The sequence below is a fragment of the Stenotrophomonas sp. BIGb0135 genome, from assembly GCF_024810105.1.
Classification (GTDB): Bacteria; Pseudomonadota; Gammaproteobacteria; order Xanthomonadales; family Xanthomonadaceae; genus Stenotrophomonas; species Stenotrophomonas maltophilia_AB.
Window position 1 is genome coordinate 1 of sequence record NZ_JANUDX010000007.1, and the last position, 20,950, is coordinate 20,950.

Here is a 20,950-nt window from a genome sequence, read left to right on the forward strand (position 1 = left end):
GGCCCTGGATAGAGCAGCCGACCAACGGTCGGCTCTACCGGTTCTTGTGCGGTGTCGGTGGCCCTGGATAGAGCAGCCGACCAACGGTCGGCTCTGCCGGTTCTTGTGCGCTGTCGGTGGCCCTGGGTAGAGCAGCCGACCAACGGTCGGCTCTACCGGTGCCTATCCAAGGTGCTGCAGCACCCACGCCCACGCTGGCAGCGTCACCAGCGAAAGCACGATGCCATAGCCCACCATCGCCGCGGCCAGCCGCGGCGCCAACTGGTGCGAGATCGCCAGCGCGGCGGCGGTGATCATGGTCGGCATCGCCGATTCGAGCACATTGACCTGCAGCAGCGTGCCCTGCAGCCCGAACAGCCAGGCCAGTGGCAACGCCAGCGCCGGCATGACCAGCAGCTTGAGCAGCAGGCCGACGCCCAGCGGGGTCAGTTCGGCGCGCGACAGCCGCAGCCGGATCGACAGGCCCACCGCCAGCATCACCAGCGGCAGCATGGCATCGGCCAGTTGCCTGAGCGCCGTGCCGATCCACTGCGGCGGCTGGGCCGGCATCAGCACCAGCGCGAACAGCAGCGCCCAGAGCGGCGGGAAGCGCGCGATGCGGGCCAGCACCTGGCGCGCGGACGGGGGCCGATCACCGCTGTACCGCGCGATCACGTACAGGCCGAAGGTGGACAGCAGCACGAACGTGCCGAACTGGTCGTAGACCACCGCGTACGGCAGGGCCGCGTCGCCGAGCAGCGCGCGCACCATCGGGTAGCCGATGAAGCTGGAGTTGGCCAGGGCGACGCAGATCAACAGGACCGCGTGCACGTCACGGGCGAAACCGAGACTGCGCGTGGCCAGCGTTACCAGCGCCCAACTGGCCAGCATCAACAGCCAGGGCGTGGCCATCAGCCCGACCAGGCCCAGGTCCAGCTGCAGGCGCGGCACGTAGGTGAGCACTGCCGCAGGCAGGCACACGTACAGGACCACGCGGTTGAGGACCTCGGCACTGTTGTCGGGCAGCGCGCGCAGGCGCGCGAACAGCATGCCCAGGCCGAGCATGGCCAGGATCAGCGCGAAGGCATCCACCGCCATCGGACCGGCCTAACCCAGGCGCATGCGGCGCCGGCGGCGACCTGGGTCGACGCCGGTGCTCACCGCGCGAGGCGACCCGCCACGTGGGCGCCGCACTGGACGGCCCGCCCGCGGATCAGGGCCAGGCCGGCGGCTGCGCCGCCCAGGCCTGCTGCACCTCGGCCAGGGTGGCGCGCTCGCTGTCGCGCCAGCTCGGCAGCAGCGCGGCGTAGTGGCTGCTGTCGCTCCACTGCTGCGGCTCGGTGCGTACCGCGGCGGCATACCAGCGCACCGCCTCGTCCTTGCGGCCGAGCGTCCACAGCGCCAGTGCGTAGGTGGGCGGCACCCAGGCGGCATTGCCGCGCATCCCGGCCTGGGCGCTGTTCCATTGCGCCAGCGCCGGCTCGACCTCACCCAGCCGGAACAGGTCCCAGCCGTAATTCCAGCGCACCGTACGCCCGGTGGCCGTGGTGGCGGCGGCACTGCCGAGGGCTTCCTCGTACAGGCTGCGGCCCAGCTCCGGGCGGCCCTGGGCGATCGCCACGCCGGCCAGCTGCACGGTGGCATCGAGCGCCTTGCGGCCGCGCTCGCGTTGCTTCATCAGTTGTTCCACCAAGTCGGCGCCGTTGCCGGGCACCACCACCACCGGCACGGCGGCCGCGTCCTGGTCGAAGTAGAACTCCTGCAGTGCCGGCAGCGGTTGCGCCGCCATCCCCATGTCCACCTGCCCCACCATCAATCCAGCCGCCAGCATCACGCCGGCCAGCCTGTGTCTTGCCACTGCCATGCAAACTCCCCCGGGTTGTCACAACAACCTCCCGGTCCGATCCTAACCCCAGCGTGCGCCCGGGCGCGAGTGCCCAGGGCCATTTCAGCACCACTGTTACAATCCGCGCCTTTCCGGTCGTGTTCGCTGCGGCCGTGCCAGCCGACTTCCCGGGCCAGCCATGACCAGTACCGCCGAACTCACCTCGCCCTCCTCCGCCAACCGGCCCGATGCCGGCGGCCTGGACGCCAGCTACACGCTGGACCACAAGTACACCCGTACCGATGGCCGCATCTACCTGAGCGGGGTGCAGGCGCTGGTGCGGCTGCCGTTGATGCAGCGGCTGCGCGACGAGGCCGCCGGGCTGGACACCGCCGGCTTCATCAGTGGCTACCGTGGCAGCCCGCTGGGCGGCTTCGACCTGGAGCTGTGGCGGGCGCGCCAGCACCTGGAGGCGGCGCGGGTGAAGTTCACCCCCGGCCTCAACGAGGACCTGGGCGCGACCATGGTCTGGGGCACCCAGCAGACCAACCTGTTCCCGGGCGCGAAGGTCCAGGGCGTGTACGGCATGTGGTACGGCAAGGGCCCCGGCGTGGACCGCTGCGGCGACGTGTTCAAGCATGCCAATGCCGCGGGCACCTCGGTGCACGGCGGCGTGCTGGCGCTGGCCGCCGACGACCACGCCTGCCGCAGCTCGACCCTGCCACACGGCAGCGAAGACGAGTTCGTCAGCGCGATGATGCCGGTGCTGAACCCGGCCGGCGTGCAGGACATCCTGGACATGGGCCTGCTCGGCTGGGCGATGAGCCGGTACACCGGGCGCTGGATCGGCTTCAAGACCATTGCCGAGACCGTGGAGTCCTCGGCCTCGGTGCAGGTCGACCCGTTCGCGCGGAAGATCGTGCTGCCGGAGGACTTCGAGATGCCGGCCGGCGGCCTCAACATCCGCTGGCCGGACCCGCCGCTGGACCAGGAGATGCGCCTGCACCGCTACGCGGTCAAGGCCGCGCAGGCATTCGCGCGCGCCAACGGCATCGACCGGGTGGTGATGGATTCGCCGCGCGCGCGGCTGGGCATCGTCACCACCGGCAAGAGCTACCTGGACGTGCTGCAGGCGCTGGAATACCTGGGCCTGGACGAGCAGGCCTGCGCCGACATCGGCATCCGCGTGTACAAGGTCGGCATGACCTGGCCGCTGGAGCCGGTGGGCATCGCGCGCTTCGCCCAGGGCCTGGAAGACATCGTGGTGGTCGAGGAGAAGCGCGCCTTCATCGAGCGCCAGATGAAGGAGCAGTTCTACAACTGGCCAGCCAGTGCCGGCCCGCGTCCGTCGATCGTCGGCAAGTACGACGAGGCGGGCACGTGGATCCTGCCCTCCACCAACGAACTCACCCCGGCCACCATCGCCGGGGTGATCGGCCGTCGCATCCAGCGCCTGCTTCACGCCAGCGGCGTCAGCAATGAATCCATCGAACAGCGCCTGCGCTGGATGGATGAGAAGGAAGCCGAGCTGGCCCTGCCGCGCGCCAGTTTCCCGCGCGTGCCGCATTACTGCTCCGGCTGCCCGCACAACACCTCCACCCGCGTGCCGGAAGGCTCGCGCGCGCTGGGCGGGATCGGGTGCCATTACATGGTCACCTGGATGGACCGCAGTACCGACACCTTCACCCACATGGGGGGCGAAGGTGTCACCTGGGCCGGGCAGGCCGCCTTCACCGAGACCGAGCACGTATTCCAGAACCTCGGCGATGGCACCTACTTCCACAGTGGCTCGCTGGCGATCCGCCAGGCGATCGCCGCCGGGGTCAACATCACCTACAAGATCCTCTACAACGACGCGGTGGCGATGACCGGCGGGCAGCCGGTGGACGGCACCCTGAGCGTGCCGCAGATCGCCCACCAGATGCGCGCCGAGGGCGTGCAGACGATCGTGCTGGTGAGCGATGAGATCGGCAAGTGGAACAAGCGCGAGCTGTTCCCGGAGGGCGTGGAGTTCCATGACCGTGCCGAGCTGGACGCGGTGCAGAAACAACTGCGCGAGGTGAAGGGCACCAGCATCCTGATCTACGAACAGACCTGCGCCACCGAGAAGCGGCGCCGCCGCAAGCGCGGCAAGCTGGTCGATCCGCCCAAGCGGGTGGTGGTCAACTCGCTGGTCTGCGAAGGCTGCGGCGACTGCGGGCAGAAGAGCTTCTGCGTGTCGGTGCTGCCGAAGGAAACCGAGTTCGGGCGCAAGCGCGACATCGACCAGTCCAACTGCAACAAGGATTTCAGCTGCACCACCGGCTTCTGCCCCAGCTTTGTGACCGTGCACGGCGGCAAGCCGCGCAAGGGCGAGCGCAGTGCGAAGACTGCGCTGCTGGACAACCTGCCGGCGCCGACCTTCCGCAGCACGCTCGAGCAGCCCTGGAACATCCTGATCACTGGCGTCGGCGGTACCGGCGTGGTCACCATCGGCGCATTGCTGGGCATGGCCGGCCACCTGGAGGGCAAGGGCGCCAGCGTGCTCGACCAGACCGGCCTGGCCCAGAAGGGCGGCGCGGTCACCACCCACATCCGCATCGCGCGTACGCCCGAGGACATCCACGCCGTGCGCATCGCCGCGGGCGAAGCCGACCTGGTGGTGGGCTGCGACATGGTGGTGGTCAATGACTACTGGGCGCTGTCCAAGGTGCGCGCCGAGCGCTCGCAGGTGGTGCTCAACACCTATGAAGCGATGCCCGGTACGTTCACCACCCGCCCGGACATGCAGTTCCCGGCGGCGGACATCATCGCCGGCATCCGCGTGGCGCTGGGCGGCCGCGAGCCGATGCTGCTGGACGCCACCCAGCTGGCCACCGCGCTGCTGGGCGATGCGATCGCCGCCAACCTGTTCATCCTCGGCTACGCCTGGCAGCAGGGGCTGGTGCCGATCTCCTTCGAAGCGCTGATGCGCGCGATCGAGCTCAACGGCGCGGCGGTGGCGATGAACCAGCAGGCCTTCGCCTGGGGCCGCCTGGCGGCGGTCGACCCGCAGGCGGTGCAGCAGGCCGCCGGCCTGGTCCGCAACAGCCACACCGATGCCGAACGCACGCCCGGCCCGCTGCACGACCTGCCCCCGGGCGAGTGGGAAGGCAACGAATGGGGCGCCAACGCGGCACCGCGCGATACCGGCGACGAGCGCGAACTGCGCGGCCTGCCCGGCCATGGCGTGGGCGAGGACGTGGCGTTCCTGCCGCTGGATGACGAGCGCCTGTCGCGCTCGCTGGACGAGCTGATCGAGCGCCGCGTGCGTTTCCTCACCGATTACCAGGACAGCGCCTACGCCGCGCGTTACCGCGCGCTGGTGGACAAGGTGCGGGCGGCCGAGTGGGACGCCGTGGGCAGCACCGCGCTCACCGAAACCGTCGCCCGCTATTACTTCAAGCTGCTGGCCTACAAGGACGAGTACGAAGTGGCGCGGCTGTACACCAGCGGCGAGTTCCAGCGTCGCCTGCAGCAGCAGTTCGAAGGCGATTTCCAGGTGCGCTTCCACCTGGCCCCGCCGCTGTTCGCGAAGAAGGACGACCAGGGCCGCCTGATCAAGCAGGAATACGGCCCGTGGATGCTCAAGGCGTTCGGCCTGCTGGCGAAGCTGAAGTTCCTGCGCGGTGGCCGCTTCGATGTCTTCGGCCGCACCGCCGAACGCCGTGGCGAACGCCAGCTGATCGCCGACTACGAACAGACCGTGGCCCTGCTGCTGGACGGGCTGAGCGATGACCGCGTGGCCCTGGCGGTGGAGATCGCCAGCATCCCCGAACACATCCGCGGCTACGGCCACGTCAAGGAAGCGCACCTGCACAAAGCCAAGGCGCGCGAGGCGACGTTGCTGGCGCAATGGAAGAACCCGCGCGCGCTGCATATCGTGCAGGTGGCATAACAGCGACGCCAGCAGCCGGTAGAGCCGACCGTTGGTCGGCTACCCGTAAACCCGACCGCAGGCCCCCACCGTAGAGCCGACCGTTGGTCGGCTACGCGCAAACCCAACCGCAGGCCCCACCGTAGAGCCGACCGTTGGTCGGCTACCCGTAAACCCAACCGCAGGCCCCACCGTAGAGCCGACCGTTGGTCGGCTACGCGCAAACCCAACCGCAGGCCCCACCGTAGAGCCGACCGTTGGTCGGCTACCGGCAAACCCGACCCGTCACTCGCCCCCCACCCCAAACACCCCAGCCGAACCCCACCACCGGCCGGCTCCCCACCGCGCAACTCATCACCGCCCTCCACGCCGCCACACCCGCAACCGGTTGTTGGCCGGCATCGCCACGTCGTCGATCAGCCGCATCCCCTGCGCGGCCGCCAGCGCATCCACCGCCTCCACGTCGCGGATGCCCGCAGCAGGATCGCGCGCCTTCAGCCACGCATCGAACTGGCGGTTGCTGTCGCTGCTGAAATCGCCGTGGTCATTGAACGGCCCGTAGATGCACAGCAGCGCGTCGTCCGCCATCACCGCGGGCAACCCGGCGAACAATGCCTGCACGTGCGCCCAGCTCATGATGTGCAGGGTGTTGGCGCTGAACACCGCATCGAAGGCAGGCACGGCATCGGGTAGCGGTGCCAGGCCCGGCTGCGGCGACAGCACCGCCTGCAACGGCCACGGTGCCGGTGCGTTGGGCAGCGCGGCGGCGGCAAGGCGCTCGGCGATGCCAGGCAGATGGTCCGGATGGTCGCTGGCCTGCCAGTGCAGGTGCGGCAGCGCCGCAGCGAAATATTCGGCGTGCTGGCCGGTGCCACTGCCGATCTCAAGCGCCGCATGGCGGTCATGCAGGTGACGGCGCAGCACCGCCAGGATCGGGTCGCGGTTGCGTTCGCAGGCTTCTGACCACCGCTGCTGGCTCATGGACGGCTCAAGATGAATTCGACAGCATCCATCCAACCATGACCGCAGTCACTTGTGCCACTGCCGGCGGCCACCGAAAGTCGAGGACTTGTCCACTGTCGCCGGCGACCTGCCGCCGACCGTACCCGGGGAATCGCAAGCTGTGCAACGCCGTGAGTTTCTGACGCTGTCTGGCATGGGCCTGGCGGGCCTGATGCTGCCGCATTCCCGCCTGATCGCCGCCGAGCAGCTGCTCGAGCCCGGTGACGCGGGCCGCAACAAGGCCCTGGCCGAGGCCGCGCTGGCCGCGGCCAGGCGCGCTGGCGCCAGCTACTGCGACGTGCGCATCGGCCGCTACCTCAACCAGGCGGTGATCACCCGCGAGGCGCAGGTGCAGAACATCACCAACAGCGAGTCCTCGGGCATCGGCATCCGGGTGATCGTCAACGGTGCCTGGGGCTTTGCCGCCACCCACCAGAAGACCCCGGCCGCGGTGCTGGCCACGGTCGAGCAGGCCGCCGCCATCGCCCGTGCCAATGCCACCGTCCAGAGCAGGCCGGTGCAGCTGGCGCCGGTACGCGGGGTGGGCGACGTGAGCTGGAAGACCCCCATCCGCAAGAACGCGATGGCCGTGCCGATCCAGGACAAGGTGGACCTGCTGCTGAGCCTGAATGCCGCCGCGCTCAATGCCGGCGCCAACTTCATCAACTCCACCCTGTTCCTGGTCAACGAGCAGAAGTACTTCGCCTCCAGCGACGGCTCGTTCATCGACCAGGACGTGCACCGGATCTGGCTGCCGTTCACCGCGACCGCCATCGACAAGGCCACCGGCAAGTTCCGCACCCGCGCCGGGCTGTCCTCGCCGATGGGGATGGGCTACGAATTCCTGGATGGCGAGGCCAGCGGCAAGATCGCCCTGCCCGGCGGCATCACCGCCTACCGCGACTCCTACGACCCGGTCGAAGATGCCATCGCCGCCGCCCGGCATGCGCGCGAGAAGCTCAAGGCGCCGTCGGTCAAACCGGGCAAGTACGATCTGGTGCTGGACCCCTCCAACCTGTTCCTGACCATCCACGAGAACGTCGGCCATCCGCTGGAGCTGGATCGCGTGCTGGGCTACGAGGCCAACTACGCCGGTACCAGCTTCGCCACCCTGGACAAGCGCGCCGCCGGCTACCGCTGGGGCAGCGAGCGGGTCAACTTCTTCGCCGACAAGACCGCCCCCGGCAGCCTGGGCGCGGTGGGCTACGACGATGAAGGGGTCAAGACCCGGCGCTGGGACCTGGTCAAGGACGGCATCCTGGTGAATTACCAGGCCACCCGCGATGAGGTGCACCTGCTCGGCGAAACCGAATCGCATGGCTGCAGCTACGCCGACTCGTGGTCCAGCGTGCAGTTCCAGCGCATGGCCAATGTGTCGCTGGCGCCGGGCAAGGCGCCGCTGAGCGTGGCGGAGATGATCAAGGACGTGGAAAACGGGATCTACATCCACGGCCGCGGCTCGTACTCGATCGACCAGCAGCGCTTCAACGCCCAGTTCGGCGGCCAGCTGTACTACCAGATCCGCAACGGCGAAATCACCGGCATGGTCGAAGATGCGGCCTACCAGATCCGCACGCCGGAGTTCTGGAATGCCTGCAGCGCGATCTGCGACGAACGCGATTTCCGCTTCGGCGGTTCGTTCTTCGACGGCAAGGGCCAGCCGGGCCAGGTCTCGGCGGTCTCGCACGGTTCGTCCACCACCCGCTTCAACGGCATCAACATCATCAACACCGCGCGCAGCCTGGGATGAACCTGTCCCGGGCCGTCGCCGTTTCCCCGCCCCCCCACACCAACGTGGAGAGCTGCCTTGCAAAGACGTGACTTCCTTGCCCTGACCGGGCTTACCGCAGGCGGCCTGATCGTGCCGTCGTTCTTCGGCAAGGTGATCGCCGCCGAACAGCTGCACAGCACCCTCGACCTGGGGCTGAAGAAGCGCCTGGCCGATGCGGCGCTGGCGGCTGCGCGCCAGGCCGGCGCCACCTACTGCGACGTGCGCATCGGGCGCTACCTGCGCCAGTTCGTGATCACCCGCGAGGACAAGGTGCAGAACGTGGTCAACACCGAATCGACCGGTGTGGGCATCCGCGTGATCGTCAACGGCGCCTGGGGCTTTGCCGCCACCAATCAGCTCGGCACCGCCGACGTGGCGCGTGCCGCGCAGCAGGCCGCCGCGATCGCCAAGGCCAATGCCGGCGTGCAGACCGCGCCGGTGCAGCTGGCGGCCGCGCCGGGCGTGGGCGAGGTGAGCTGGAAGACGCCGATCCGCAAGAACGCCATGGACGTGCCGATCAAGGAGAAGGTGGACCTGCTGCTGGACGTCAACGCCGCCGCGTTGGCCGCCGGCGCCAGCTTCGTCAACTCGATGCTGTTCCTGGTCAACGAGCAGAAGTACTTCGCCTCCACCGATGGCTCCTACATCGACCAGGACGTGCACCGCATCTGGGCCCCGATGACGATCACCGCCATCGACAAGGCCAGCGGCAAGTTCCGCACCCGCGAAGGCCTGTCCTCGCCGATGGGCATGGGCTACGAGTACCTGGACGGCGCCGCCGCCGGCAAGGTGCTCACCCCGAACGGGGTGGTCAACTACAGCGCGTCCTACGACATGAAGGAAGACGCCATCGCCGCAGCCAAGCAGGCGCAGGAAAAGTTGAAGGCACCGTCGGTGAAGCCGGGCAAGTACGACCTGGTCCTGGACCCGTCGCACACCTGGCTGACCATCCATGAGTCGATCGGCCATCCGCTGGAACTGGATCGCGTGCTCGGCTACGAAGCCAACTACGCCGGCACCAGCTTCGCCACCCTGGACAAGCGCGAGCAGCACTTCCAGTACGGCAGCGACAAGGTCAACATCTTCGCCGACAAGACCCAGCCGGGCAGCCTCGGCGCGGTCGCCTACGACGACGAGGGCGTCAAGACCAAGCGCTGGGACCTGATCAGCGAGGGCAAGCTGGTGGATTACCAGACCATCCGCGACCAGGCCCACATCCTCGGCAAGACCGCCTCCGACGGCTGCTGCTACGCCGACTCCTGGTCCAGCGTGCAGTTCCAGCGCATGGCCAACGTCTCGATGGCGCCGGGCAAGACCCCGCTGAGCGTGGCGGACATGGTCAAGGACGTGGAAAACGGCATCTACATCATCGGCGACGGCTCGTTCTCGATCGACCAGCAGCGCTACAACGCCCAGTTCGGCGGCCAGCTCTTCTACGAGATCAAGAACGGCAAGATCACCCGCATGCTCGAGGACGTGGCCTACCAGATCCGCACGCCGGAGTTCTGGAACGCCTGCAGCGCCGTGGCCGATGAGCGCGACTACCGCCTGGGCGGCTCGTTCTTCGACGGCAAGGGCCAGCCGGGCCAGGTCTCGGCGGTCTCGCACGGCTCGTCCACCGCGCGCTTCAACGGCATCAACGTCATCAACACCGCGCGCAGCCTCGGCTGACCGGTCAGGAGCCTACGAATCATGAGTATCTTCACCGAAGCCCAGGCCAAGGCCATCCTCGACAAGGTCATCGGGCTGTCCAAGGCCGATGAGTGCACCGCCGTGCTGGCCGGCTCGATCAACGGCAACATCCGTTTCGCGCTCAACAACGTCTCCACCAGCGGCATCGTGGACAACACCGAGCTGGCCGTCACCGTAGCCTTCGGCAAGCGCGTGGGCACCGCCTCGATCAACGAGTTCGACGATGCCGCGCTGGAGCGCGTGGTGCGCCGCGCCGAAGACCTGGCCCGCCTGGCCCCGGAGAACCCGGAGTTCATGCCGGCCATCGGCAAGCAGACCTACACCCCCAGCCCGACCTTCAGCGCCTCCACCGCCGCCATCGATCCGGCCTTCCGTGCCAAGGTCGCCGCCGATTCGATCGCGCCGTGCCGTGGTCACGGCCTGATCGCCGCTGGTTTCCTGGAAGACGGCCAGGGCTTCTACGCCACCGCCAACAGCAACGGCAACTTCGGCTACCAGCGCAGCACCAACTTCGATTACACCTGCACCGTGCGCACCGAAGACGGCCGCGGCTCGGGCTGGGTCGGCCGCAACCTCAAGGATGCCGCCGACTTCAAGGCCGACCAGGACATCCAGATCGCCATGCGCAAGGCTACCGAGTCCCAGGAAGCCAAGGCGCTGGAACCGGGCAAGTACACGGTGATCCTGGAGCCGGCCGCGGCCGCCGGCCTGATCAGCTTCATGATGAACTTCTTCAGCGCACGCTCGGCTGACGAAGGGCGCAGCTTCCTGTCCAGGAAGGGCGGCGGCAACAAGCTCGGCGAGCAGGTCTACGACCCGCGCGTGAACATGCACGCCGATCCGTGGCACCCGGATGCGCCGGTGCTGCCGTGGGACGGCGAAGGCATGCCACGCACCAAGCTGCCGATCATCGAGAACGGCAAGGTCGCCAACCTGGAGTACTCGCGGTTCTGGGCGCAGAAACAGGGCAAGACCGCCAATGCCAGCCCGGGCAACCTGCTGATGAGCGGAGGCGACAAGAGCACCGCCGAGTTGGTCCGCGGCACCCAGAAGGGCATCCTGGTCACCCGCACCTGGTACATCCGCATGGTCGATCCGCAGACCGTGCTGCTCACCGGCCTCACCCGCGACGGCACCTTCTACATCGAGAACGGCCAGATCAAGTACCCGGTCAAGAACTTCCGCTTCAACGAGTCGCCGGTGATCATGCTCAACAACATCGAAGAACTGGGCAAGCCGGTGCGCGTGGCCGGTGACGAGTCGAACTTTGTGATGATGATTCCGCCGATGAAGCTGCGCGATTTCACCTTCACCTCGCTCTCCGACGCGGTCTGATGCACGGATGAACCGCGCGCAGTTCCTGCGCCTGATGCTGGGCAGCGCCGCGTTCGCGGCGTTGCCCTCACTGGCGCGCGCCCAGGCCGGTCGCTACGACTTCTGGTTCACCCGCCTCAAGTACGACTCCGGCGACTGGGACGTGGATGCGCGCATGCCGTCCAACGTGATCACCTCGCTGATCGATTACACCTCCCTGCGCGTGGACCCGACCGAGCATGTCATCGCCCTGTCCGACCCGCGCATGCTGGACGCCCCGTTCTGCTACCTGGCCGGGCACAAGCTGGTGGAGTTCAACGCGGCCGAACGGCAGAACTTCGTGCGTTACGTGCGCAATGGCGGCTTCGTGTTCGTGGATGACTGCAACCATGACATCGACGGGCTGTTTGCGAAATCGTTCGAAGCGCAGATGGCCAGGCTGTTCGGCCCCAAGGCGCTGAACAAACTGCCCAACAACCATGCGCTGTACCGCAGTTTCTTCCGCTTCCCCGAGGGCCCACCGGCCACCGGGTTCGAACTCAATGGCTGGGGCGACGACCTGGTCCATGACTACCTCAAGGGCATCGAGGTGGATGGCCGCCTGGGCGTGCTCTACAGCAACAAGGACTATGGCTGCGAGTGGGACTATGACTGGCGCAACAAGCGTTTCCTGGCCGAGGACAACACCCGTTTCGCGGTCAACATCGTGATGTACGCGTTGAGCAGCTAGCTGCCTTGCTGCATTTTCAGCCACGCATGGCGTGGCTCTACACCGTTTTTCTGCGAGTGCCTTATGACCAACGACCGCCTTGATGCCCTTCTTCCCAAGCTGCAGCAGCTGCGCACCGCGCTCGGCCAGGCCGTGGTCGGCCAGCATGCGGTGGTGGAGCAGCTGCTGATCGGCCTGCTCGCCGGTGGCCACTGCCTGCTGGAAGGCGCGCCGGGGCTGGGCAAGACCCTGCTGGTGCGCTCGTTGGGGCAGGCGCTGGAGCTGCAGTTCCGGCGCGTGCAGTTCACCCCGGACCTGATGCCCAGCGACATCCTCGGCACCGAACTGCTGGAGGAAGACCACGGCACCGGGCATCGCCATTTCCGCTTCCAACAGGGCCCGATCTTCACCCACCTGCTGTTGGCCGACGAGCTCAACCGCACCCCGCCCAAGACCCAGGCCGCCCTGCTGGAAGCGATGCAGGAGCGCACGGTGAGCTATGCCGGCACCACCTACACGCTGCCGGCGCCGTTCTTCGTGCTGGCCACGCAGAACCCGATCGAACAGGCCGGCACCTATCCGCTGCCCGAAGCCCAGCTGGACCGCTTCCTGCTGCACGTGCGGGTGGATTACCCGAGCGAGCAGGAAGAGCGCGACATCCTGCTGCAGACCACCGGCAGCGCCAGCGGCACGGTCCCCAAGGTGATGGATGCCGAGGACGTGCTGGCCCTGCAGGCGGCGGTACGCCAGGTGCATGTGAGCGACGACGTGCTCACCTGGATCACCCGGCTGGTGCGCGCAAGTCGCCCGGGGCCCACCGCGCCGCAGGCGATCAACCACTGGATCAAATGGGGCGCCGGCCCGCGTGCCGGGCAGTCGCTGGTGCTGGCCGCCAAGGCCCGCGCCCTGCTGCAGGGCCGCTTCGCCGCCACCCGCGAGGATGTGCAGGCGCTGCTCGCCCCGGTGTTGCGTCACCGCCTGCTGCTGTCCTTCGCCGCCGAAGCCGAGCAGAAAGGCGCTGACGATGTGATCGCCGCCTTGTTGCAGGCCGTGCCGTTCCCGGCCTGAGCCTGCGCATGCCCCCGCACGCCCCGATCGCCATCCCCGCCGATGTGCGCAGCCGCCTGAAGGCGCTGCGGCTGCTGCCGCGGCGTGCGCGCGGCGCGCACGGCATCGGCCAGCACGCCAGCCGCAGCCGCGGCGCCGGCCTGGAGTTCGCGCAGTACCGCGCCTACGAGCCGGGGGACGAGCTGCGCCAGATCGACTGGAAGCTGTATGCACGGTCGGACCGCTTCTTCGTGCGCGAGTCCGAGCGCGAAAGCCCGATCACCACCTGGGTGCTGATCGATGCCACCGCATCGGCCGCGCAGCATGATCGCGCGCGGCCGCAGTGGTCGCGCCTGGACCAGGCCTGCGCCACCACCGCGTGCCTGGTCGAACTGGCGCTGCAGCAGGGGGACCGCTTTGGCGTGATCGCGGTCAACGGCGACGGCGTGCAACTGGTGCCGGCCGGCAGCGGCCCACGCCAGCGCGACCGCGTCCACCTGCTGTTGCGCCAGCTGCAGGCGCAGGGCAGCTGGCCGGCGGTCGACGTGCTGCGCCCGGTCTGGGAGCGCGTGCAGGCCGGTGACCTGCTGGTGGCACTCGGCGATGGCTTCGACGAGGCCGGCACCGTGCTGCTGGAACGCCTGGCCGCCGGCCGCCGCGAGGTGCTGCAGCTGCAACTGCTGAGTGCCGACGAACGCGATTTTCCGTTCACCGACGGCCATCGCTTCCGCGATCCGGAAACCGGTGTGGAGCTGCTCGGCGATGGCCGCGCGCTCCGCGCCGACTACCTGGCGCGCTTCGGCCAGGCACAGCACGCGCTGCAGGCGCGGCTGCACGCCAGCGGCATTGCGCATGCGGTCGGCTACATGGACCAGCCGCTGGATGCACCGCTGCGGCTGCTGTTCGGCCCGGGCAGCGGCGCATGAACCTGGCGCTGCTGTTCCCGCTGGGTCTGCTGGCGTTGGCCGCGTGGCTGGTGCCGCTGCTGGTGCACCTGGCGCGCCGCCAGCAGTACGCGCCGCTGGAGTTCGCCGCGCTGCGCTGGCTGCGCGCCAAGGTACGGCCGCGCCAGCGCGTCCGTTTCGACGAATGGCCGCTCCTGCTGCTACGTCTGCTGTTGCTGGCTGCGCTGGCCCTGCTGCTGGCGCGACCGATACTGCAGGGCAGTGCGCCGGATACCCGCGCGGTGATCGCCGTGGCGCCCGGTCTGGATGCCGCCGCATTGCGCGCGCAGCAACCGGAAGCGGACTGGCGCTGGCTGGCCCCCGGGTTTGCCTCGACAGATACGCCGGCACCCCCGGCCGCGCAGCCGCTGACCAGCCTGCTGCGGGAACTCGACCAGACCCTGCCGGCTGGCGCGCCGCTGACCGTCTACGTGCCTGATCCGCTGACAGGCGCCGATGCGCAGCGCCCGCGCCTGTCGCGCCCGGTGCAGTGGCGCCCCATCGCACGCACCACGCCAGCCGCGCCGGACGCATCCAGCAGCGCGCCGCGACTGCGCCTGGGCGGAGCGCCCGATGCACCGGCCCGGCGCGTCCTCGATGCGGTGCAGCGCGCGTGGTCCGGCCAACCCCTGGTTGCCGCCACGGACGCAGCGCCGGTGCAGGGCGAGATCGGCGTGTGGGTGTCCGCCGCGCCGCTGCCGCCAACGTGGCAGGCATGGCTGGAAGGGGGCGGTACGGTGCTGGTCACGCAGGCCGGAACGCGCGCGCCTGCCGAAACGGTGGTGCTGCGCGATGCGCAGGGACAGGCGGCCATCAGCGAGCGCCGCGTCGGCCAGGGTCGCCTCCTGCGCGTCCATGGCGCGCTGACCCCTTCTGCGGTGCCGCTCCTGGAGGACCCCGCCTTCCCACGGCAGCTGCTCACCCTTGCACGCCCCCCCGCCGCGCCGCAGTGGGTGGCCGCCGCGACCCATGCACCGTTGACCGGCGCTGATGCACCCCCGCCGCAGCCGCTGGACCTCGTGCCGTGGCTGCTCGGCCTGATCGTGCTGCTGTTCGCGCTGGAACGCTGGCTGGCGACGTCGGCACGCCGCGGGGCGCAGGCATGAACCCCGTGCTGCAGCGTAGCTGGCAGCGCGCGCGACGGCGCCAGTGGTGGGCCACGCTGCTGGTCGTGCTGCCGCTGGCCCTGGCCGCCACCGCGCTGGCCTTGCGACTGGGCGGCGTCGATATCGCCACGGTGACGCTGCTGCTCACCCTGCTGGCCAGCGTGGCGCTCGCCACCCGGCGCGGACGCCGGCTGGACCGGCAGTGGCTGGTGCACCAGCTCGATACCCATCGCGTCGTCCAGGACAGCGCGGACCTGCTTTTCGCCGATACGGCCACGCTCAATCCGTTGCAGCAGCGCCAGCAGGCGCGGGTCACTGCCGCACTGCAGGCACGCATGCCCGACCTGCGGCCACGCTGGCCACGTCGCTGGATGGCGCTGGCGTGGCTGCTGGGACTGGCGGTGATCGCACTGGCGCTGGGCTGGCCGCGCAACGGCGGTGGCAGCGTGATGCCCGCCTTGGCATCGCGCGCCCCCGCTACGGCCACGCTGCCGCCGCACCTGCACTCGGCGCGCCTGACGATCACCGCCCCGGCCTACACCGGCCAGCCGTCCCGCGTGCAGGGCACGCTGGATGCCAAGGTCGCACAGGGCAGCCGGCTGCAGTGGTCGCTGCGCTTTTCCGCGCAGCCCACGCAGGTCGCCCTGCAGTTCCACGATGGCCGGCGCCTGGCGCTGGTGCGCAATGGCGAGGAATGGACCGGCACCGGGAACGCCGACCGTGCCGCGCTGTACCGCGTGGTCACCGAACCGGCGCTGCGCGGACAACGCCTGTACCGTCTGGATGTACTGCCCGACCAGCCACCCAACGTGCGCGTGATTGTGCCGGACCGCACGCTGGTGCCGGGCGCGCCGGGCCAGCGCCAGTGGGCCCTGCAGTTCGAGGCCAGTGACGACTACGGCGTCGCCACCGAGGCAACGCTGAAGATCACCTTGGCCCAGGGCAGCGGCGAGAACGTCACCTTCCGCGAACAGTCCGTGACCCTGGCCGGCAACGGCACGGCCACCCTGCGCCGCTTCGCGCGCACGCTGGACCTGGCCGCGCTCGGTGCCGAGCCCGGCAACGATGTGATCGCGCAGTTGCAGGTGCGCGACAACCACGCCCCCGCCCCGCAGACCGCGCAGAGCAGCAGCCTGATCCTGCGCCTGCCCAGCGCCGAGCAGGTGCAGGGGGCCGAACTGGAGGGCATGGTCAAGAAAACCCTGCCGGCGTACTTCCGCAGCCAGCGCCAGATCATCATCGACGCCGAAGCGCTGATCAAACTGCGCCGGCAGTTGCCGCCGGAAGACTTCATCAAGCGCGCCGACGCGATCGGCGTGGACCAGCGCATCCTGCGCCTGCGCTACGGCCAGTTCCTCGGCGAGGAAAGCGAGGGCGGTGCGAAGCCACCGCCGACCAGTGATGCGCTGCCCACCAGCGACACGCCGGCCGACGATCACCACGACCACGCCTCTACCGGCGCGGCCGATCACGCGCAGGCCGGCCACGACGCGCATGACCACGGCAGCACGCCGGCCGAGGGCCCCGCGGTGTTCGGCAGCGCCACCGACGTGCTGTCCGAGTATGGCCATACCCATGACCACGCCGAAGCCGCCACGCTGCTCGACCCGCAGACCCGCGCCACGCTGAAGGCCGCGCTGGACCAGATGTGGTCTTCCGAGGGCGAGCTGCGCCAGGGCCGCCCCGAGGCCGCGCTGCCCTATGCCAACAAGGCGCTGGCCTTCATCAAGCAGGTGCAGCAGGCCGAGCGCATCTACCTGGCGCGCGTCGGCCCGGAGTTGCCTCCGATCGACGAAGGCCGACGCATGCGCGGCGACCGCGGCGACCTGGCCAGCCGCACGCTGCCGATCCGTGCCATGGACGCACCGGATACCGCCATCGTGGCGGTATGGCAGCAACTGGGCGCAACCGACGCGGTGCCCGATCTGGATGCGCTGACCCAATGGCTGGGCCGCAATCAAACGCGCCTGCCCGACCCGCTGAGCCTGGCCGCGGCGATCGAGGAACTGCGCATCGCCCCGGACTGCGGCGCGTGTCGACAGACCTTGCGTGCGCAGCTGTGGCGCGCATTGCTGCGTCCCTCCCCGCAGGTGCTCCGGCGTACCGCGCCGGATCGGATGGGGCAGTCGTATCTGGATGCACTGGAGGGGGCGCGATGATCGAGCCACGCTGGATCGCGCTGGCGCTGCTGGCCATCACGGTGATCGGCAGCGCGCGCCTGCTCTGGCAGCAACGGCGTGGGCCGCGCCGCAAGGGCCTGCACCTGGCCGCACTGCTGGTGCTGCAGTGCGCCGCCAGCGTGCTGCTGTACGTGACCCTGGCGCCGCCGCTCACGCAGGCGCGCGCCACCCGGCTGACCGTGCTGACCCCTGCGGCGGACAAGGTGCAGTGGTCGCCTGCCCGCGGCGACACCCTCGTCGCCCTGCCGGAGGCCGCGCCGCCCACCGCGACGGTCGTCCCCGACCTCGCCACCGCGCTGCGCCTGCATCCGGGCACGCAGTCGCTGCGCATCATTGGCGATGGCCTGCCGGCGCGCGACCGCGACACCGCCTTGCCCGGGCAGGTGCAGCTGCTGCAGCCGGCGCCACCGCGCGGCTGGCGTGCGTTGCAGGCGCCGCCCCTCACCGCGCCGGGCAGCGTATTCCACGTGCATGCCCGCGCGCAGGGCGTTGCCGGCGCCAGCGCCGAGCTGCTCGATCCGGCCGGGGTCGTGGTCGATCGCGGTGCGCTCGGCAGCGACGGCAGCATCGCCCTGGAAGGTGTGGCGCGTGCCAGCGGCCGCAGCACCTTCAGCCTGCGCCTGCTCGATGCCAGCCGGCACGCGGTGGACAGCGTGCCGGTGCCGCTGCAGACGCTCGACCAACCCGCCCCGCGCGTGCTGATCCTCGCCGGCGCCCCCGGCCCGGAGCTGAAGTACCTGCGCCGCTGGGCGGTGGATACCGGGCTGGACGTGCAGGCCCAGGCCAGCGTTGGCGGCGGCGTCGCGCTCGGCGACGCGCCCGTGGCACTCACCGCCGCGCGGCTGGCGGCCACCGATGTGCTGATCCTCGACGAACGCAGCCTGCCCGCCCTCGGTGCCGCCCAGCGCAGCGCGGTGCAGCACGCGCTGCGCGATGGCCTGGGTGTGCTGGTACGCACCGGCGGGCCGCTCGGCGACGGTGCACGCCAGGCGCTGCGCGGCTGGTGGCTGACCGTCGTCGGTAACAGCCAACGCGCACCGCTGCACCTGGCAGCCGATGCCGATGCGGCGCTGCTGCAGGCGCGCCGGGGACCGCAGCGTCCGGCGACGCAGACCACGACGTACATCGATGAGGCCGATGCTGCCTCGCACAGCGCCGCCGTGCCGGTGCTGGAGCAGTTCCCACTGCGCGCCACCGATGCCTCCGCGCTGCTGCACGATGGCAAGGGCCAACCGGTCGGGAGCTGGCGCGGCGCAGGCAAGGGTCGGCTGGCGCTGCTGCCGGTCACCGACAGCTACCGGCTGGTGCTGTCCGGCCGCGATGACCGCCATGCCGAACTGTGGAGCGGTGTGCTGGCCAGCGTGGCACGACCGCTGCCCAACGCCGCCCAGGTGCGTATCGATGCACCCATACCGTGGGCGGGGGAGCGCGTGGCACTGTGCAATGTCCCGGCCGCTGCACAGGTGCGTGGTCCGACCGGCATCGCGGTGCCGCTGCATATCGATCCCGCCACCGGCACCGACCGCTGCGCCGGCTACTGGCCGCAGCAGGCCGGCTGGCACCAGGTGCAGCAGGGCGACATCACGCAGGCGTTCTACGTATTCGATCCGGCCGGTGCATCGGCGCTGTACCGCCAGCAGCAACGCGAGGCGAATGCCCTGCTGGTGCGCGATGCGACGGGCAGTGCAGTATCGGGCACCGTGAACGCCCCCGGCCCGCGCTGGCCCTGGCTGCTGGCGTTCGTGCTGGTGGCCGGGCTGCTGTGGTGGCTGGAGCGCTGGCGGCCGCGGACGCCCTCGCCTGCCCCCTGACGTGCGCGGTGGGCGAACCGGCTATCGCCCCGCCGGCACCACGCAGTCCTCCTGCTGCGCACAGAATTCCTGCGCGCGGCGCTGCTGCTCGGCACTCAACTCCGGTGGCGGGCGCGCCACGGCGGACTGGATCTGGTCCGGCCCGCCAGTGAGCTTGTGCAGGCCCTGCGCGGCTTTGCCCAGCCCGTAATTGATGCCCATCATCAGGTAGCCACCGCTCATGCTCACCTGCTCGGGGCTGGGCGGTTCGCTCCACGAGCGGCTGAAGCGGTTCGATTCCACCTTCACCGGGCTCTTGTAGCGGTACAGGTCCAGCGGCTGATCGTCCTCGGGCTTGAGCGCGCGCACTTCGCCCAGCGTGGTGACCTGCGCCGGCGCCTGCGTCGGCGGCGGCACGGTCGGCTCCAGCGGCGGTTCCGCCTGCTGTGCGTGCGCGCCGCCGGCGACCAGCAGGCCGGCCAGGGCTATAGATTGATATCCACTCAGTGCCACCGCCATGTCCCTGCCCGTTGCGTGCTGCGGCCAAGCATACGGAGGCAGGTGTCAGAAATCGTAGAGGACCTGCTGCTGCGGTTCAGCTGCGCTCAACGTCGGCCCGTGTCACGGCGGTAGACCCCGTTGAAGCGCACGTTCATGCCGCCGCACTCGCTGTTGTCGGTCACGATCAGGTAGTCGCCCAGCCAGCGCGCCTGCAGGGTGCAGGACGCGTCGTCCTTGTCGATGGCGTCCAGCACCGCGCCGACCGGGCGTGCCACGGCGTCGATCTGGCCCAGGTTGGGCCCGTAGGGCCGCTGCGCGGTCGGCTTGGCCGACGGCCAGAAGGCTGCACCGGTGATCACCAGTTGACCGTCCTGCACCACCATCTCCAGGGTGTTGTCGCCATCGTGCCATTGCCCGGCCCAGTCACGCAGCGTCGGTGCGGCGCGGGCCGGCAGCGGCTGCAGGCGCCGCACATCGACCCAGCCGGCGCTGCCGCCGACGTTGTTGGGGAAGAACCCACAGCGGTAACCGCCCAGCGTGCGCCCGGTGATCAGCGTGTCGCCGCGGACCACGTAGCTGCGCTGGCGGCAGGCGGGTTCGCCCTTGGCCGGGCAGCCGTCGAGGTCGCCGAGCAGATACAGGCGTGTGTCGCCGCTCACCGTGGCCAGGGCGAAGTCGCTCTGTTCGGCGGGGAAGGCGCCATTGCGGCAGCTGCCGCCATCGGTGGAGTCGAGCGCCAGCGCGGTGCCGGGCAGGGTGGACAGGGCAATGAGAAAAAGCAGACGCGTCATGCGCGGGCAGGCTCCGATGGAAGGGGGGGGCAAGCCGCGCGTTCCCGTTCGAGCGCGGGCTGCCGGTGCCTATACTGCGACTTTCCAGGAGGATCGCCCATGTCGCGTGTCGTAATGGTGGTAGCCATGGCGCTGGTGTCCAGCGCGTCAATGGTGCACAGCAGTGCCGCGTGGGCGGTGTCCGGCCCCAGCAACCTCAGCAGCAGTCGCTACCCGGCGCCACGCTGCGCGCCGCCGCGCAAAAGTTCCAGCAACACGCCGTCGGACCAGAGCCGCTACCAGCGCGAGGTCAAGGAACACTTCCGGTGCGTGGAAAAATACGTCGACGCCGGGCAGAACGACATCAAGCGCATCCGGGAATCCATCGATGCCGCGGTGAAGGGCGCCAAGCGCTCCTGATCCGG

16 protein-coding genes are annotated in these 20,950 nt (G+C 69.6%); 11 read left to right on the forward strand and 5 right to left on the reverse strand.

The window, feature by feature from the left end; all coding sequences use genetic code 11:
- Nucleotides 1–162: 162 nt before the first annotated feature.
- Both M2421_RS14245 and M2421_RS14250 read right to left on the reverse strand, forming a co-directional pair.
- Nucleotides 163–1,077, reverse strand: coding sequence for an AEC family transporter (locus M2421_RS14245; protein ID WP_259207828.1), 915 nt, complete (start codon nt 1,075–1,077; stop codon nt 163–165).
- A 115-nt stretch (nt 1,078–1,192) separates the two neighbouring features.
- Nucleotides 1,193–1,843, reverse strand: a complete 651-nt coding sequence (locus tag M2421_RS14250; protein ID WP_259207829.1) for a tetratricopeptide repeat protein — start codon at nt 1,841–1,843, stop codon at nt 1,193–1,195.
- 160 nt (nt 1,844–2,003) lie between these two features.
- On the opposite strand from M2421_RS14250, the gene M2421_RS14255 reads away from it, so the two are divergent.
- Complete coding sequence (locus tag M2421_RS14255; RefSeq protein WP_259207831.1) at nt 2,004–5,720, forward strand: indolepyruvate ferredoxin oxidoreductase family protein; 3,717 nt, start codon at nt 2,004–2,006, stop codon at nt 5,718–5,720.
- 333 nt (nt 5,721–6,053) lie between these two features.
- Here M2421_RS14255 and M2421_RS14260 read toward each other — a convergent pair whose 3' ends face one another.
- A complete protein-coding gene (locus tag M2421_RS14260) occupies nt 6,054–6,680 on the reverse strand; it encodes a class I SAM-dependent methyltransferase (RefSeq protein WP_259207833.1) in 627 nt (208 codons plus the stop codon).
- A 142-nt stretch (nt 6,681–6,822) separates the two neighbouring features.
- On the opposite strand from M2421_RS14260, the gene M2421_RS14265 reads away from it, so the two are divergent.
- The 9 genes from M2421_RS14265 to M2421_RS14305 all read left to right on the forward strand — a co-directional run bounded on the left by M2421_RS14265 (nt 6,823) and on the right by M2421_RS14305 (nt 19,275).
- Nucleotides 6,823–8,451, forward strand: coding sequence for a TldD/PmbA family protein (locus M2421_RS14265; protein WP_259208221.1), 1,629 nt, complete (start codon nt 6,823–6,825; stop codon nt 8,449–8,451).
- A 57-nt stretch (nt 8,452–8,508) separates the two neighbouring features.
- A complete protein-coding gene (locus tag M2421_RS14270) occupies nt 8,509–10,143 on the forward strand; it encodes a TldD/PmbA family protein (protein ID WP_259207834.1) in 1,635 nt (544 codons plus the stop codon).
- A 21-nt stretch (nt 10,144–10,164) separates the two neighbouring features.
- Complete coding sequence (locus M2421_RS14275) at nt 10,165–11,499, forward strand: TldD/PmbA family protein (RefSeq protein ID WP_259207836.1); 1,335 nt, start codon at nt 10,165–10,167, stop codon at nt 11,497–11,499.
- A gap of 7 nt (nt 11,500–11,506) precedes the next feature.
- Complete coding sequence (locus M2421_RS14280) at nt 11,507–12,208, forward strand: DUF4159 domain-containing protein (protein ID WP_259207839.1); 702 nt, start codon at nt 11,507–11,509, stop codon at nt 12,206–12,208.
- Between the two features lie 63 nt (nt 12,209–12,271).
- Entirely contained in the window at nt 12,272–13,255 is a 984-nt protein-coding gene (locus M2421_RS14285) for a MoxR family ATPase (RefSeq protein WP_259207842.1), read from the forward strand.
- A gap of 8 nt (nt 13,256–13,263) precedes the next feature.
- Nucleotides 13,264–14,160 (forward strand): DUF58 domain-containing protein, encoded by an 897-nt coding sequence (locus M2421_RS14290; RefSeq protein ID WP_259207843.1) that lies wholly within the window; start codon nt 13,264–13,266, stop codon nt 14,158–14,160.
- Between the two features lie 2 nt (nt 14,161–14,162).
- Nucleotides 14,163–15,284 carry a BatA domain-containing protein gene (locus M2421_RS14295; RefSeq protein WP_259208223.1) on the forward strand — a complete coding sequence of 374 codons (1,122 nt, stop codon included), beginning with the start codon at nt 14,163–14,165 and terminating at the stop codon, nt 15,282–15,284.
- Nucleotides 15,281–17,443 (forward strand): DUF4175 domain-containing protein, encoded by a 2,163-nt coding sequence (locus tag M2421_RS14300; protein WP_259207845.1) that lies wholly within the window; start codon nt 15,281–15,283, stop codon nt 17,441–17,443. The genes M2421_RS14295 and M2421_RS14300 overlap by 4 nt, the downstream gene beginning before the upstream one ends.
- Nucleotides 17,440–19,275 (forward strand): hypothetical protein, encoded by a 1,836-nt coding sequence (locus M2421_RS14305; protein ID WP_259207846.1) that lies wholly within the window; start codon nt 17,440–17,442, stop codon nt 19,273–19,275. The genes M2421_RS14300 and M2421_RS14305 overlap by 4 nt, the downstream gene beginning before the upstream one ends.
- 21 nt (nt 19,276–19,296) lie before the next feature.
- On the opposite strand, the gene M2421_RS14310 is transcribed toward M2421_RS14305, so the two are convergent.
- Nucleotides 19,297–19,773 (reverse strand): hypothetical protein, encoded by a 477-nt coding sequence (locus tag M2421_RS14310; RefSeq protein WP_259207849.1) that lies wholly within the window; start codon nt 19,771–19,773, stop codon nt 19,297–19,299.
- Between the two features lie 86 nt (nt 19,774–19,859).
- A complete protein-coding gene (locus M2421_RS14315; protein ID WP_259207852.1) occupies nt 19,860–20,546 on the reverse strand; it encodes a hypothetical protein in 687 nt (228 codons plus the stop codon).
- Nucleotides 20,547–20,645: 99 nt separating this feature from the next.
- Between M2421_RS14315 and M2421_RS14320 the strand changes: the two genes are divergently transcribed.
- Nucleotides 20,646–20,945 carry a hypothetical protein gene (locus tag M2421_RS14320; protein WP_259207854.1) on the forward strand — a complete coding sequence of 100 codons (300 nt, stop codon included), beginning with the start codon at nt 20,646–20,648 and terminating at the stop codon, nt 20,943–20,945.
- Nucleotides 20,946–20,950 lie beyond the last annotated feature (5 nt).